1 protein-coding gene and 1 pseudogene are annotated in these 1,238 nt (G+C 28.4%); one reads left to right on the top strand and one right to left on the bottom strand.

The window, feature by feature from the left end; translation table 11 throughout:
* The coding region (locus HMPREF2926_RS01785) for an ATP-binding cassette domain-containing protein (protein WP_141751761.1) at positions 1 to 862 on the top strand (862 nt) is incomplete at its 5' end.
* A 9-nt stretch (positions 863 to 871) separates the two neighbouring features.
* Here the strand turns inward: HMPREF2926_RS01785 and HMPREF2926_RS01790 are convergent.
* A pseudogene (locus HMPREF2926_RS01790) lies at positions 872 to 1,238 on the bottom strand (Rgg/GadR/MutR family transcriptional regulator); the annotation flags it as partial.

The following is a 1,238-nucleotide window of genomic DNA, read 5'->3' on the forward strand; positions in this document are numbered from 1 at the left end:
AAGTTTTGGCTCTCAACTATCCTGTATGGTTGCTGGTATCTTTTTTGTAAGAAATAACTTACTGACTATTGGACTACTAGTAGCAAGTATTCAATTATTAAACGGTGTTTTTGCTCCATTACAATCTATTCTTTACAATAAAAATTTAATCAGCAGTAGCAAGTCCATTATTGATAATATCCAAGAAAATCTATATGAGACAAATCATGGAACTTTCCATAAAACAAGTACAATTGATTGTGATAACATTTCGACTATTTCTATTAACCGATTATATTATGAAATTGAAAATAGAATATTATTTGATCATTTTTCCTATGAATTTAAAAAAGGTAAGCGCTATGCGATTATCGGTGCTTCAGGAACTGGGAAAACAACTTTAGTAAAATTAATACTAAATTATTATCCAAAAAATCTTTATGATGGAGAAATAAAAATCAACGGAAAACAGAATATTGATATTCCCTCAGAGGAGTTATATAAAGATATTGCATTTGTGCAAAAAAATGACTTTCTAATTGAAGGTAATATTCTAGAGAATATCAAATTGGCTAGAAACCTTCATTTAACTGAAAAATTAAGAAAATCCTTAGGGTTTAATGAAGACTTCCTTCGTAAAAACCTAGCTCAATCAAACAAAATCATTTCAGAAGGAGAAAAGCAACGAATTGATTTAGCTAGGTTTTTAGTCAAAACATATTCAGTTTATATATTTGACGAACCTACAAGTAACCTTGATCCAATAAAAGCAAAAGAAATAATGGACTACATTCTATCCATTAAAGATGCAATTGTTATTGTCATTACTCATGATCAAAATCCAGAAATATTGGAAGAGTTTGATCACGTTATTACCTTATAGATAAATGGCCTAGTCTACTAAATGAATGATGTGTTTCTCAAAGTATTGTTTGTAATTTTTGTGGATTGTTTTATTGAAGAGTTCGAAAATTTTTAAAGCTTCTTCGATTTTTAAAAGTGATTTTTGATTATGATAGAATTTCAGTTCCAAATATCCATCTAAATATAGCAAAATAGTTTGTTCAAAAAAATCTGTGGAATCCGCTAATATATTCTTCGTAGCCTGTTTTAAAAATAAAGATTTCTCATATAAGTCGTTCTCAATCATTATAATCAAAGAATTGAGAAGTAGTTGAATGAGAGATTGTCTATTTCTAGGTATAGGACTATACAATTTCCCTTTTTTGAGCGCCTCTTTGGCATATCTAAATAATAAA

Source organism: Streptococcus sp. HMSC078D09, assembly GCF_001813675.1.
GTDB lineage: Bacteria > Bacillota > Bacilli > Lactobacillales > Streptococcaceae > Streptococcus.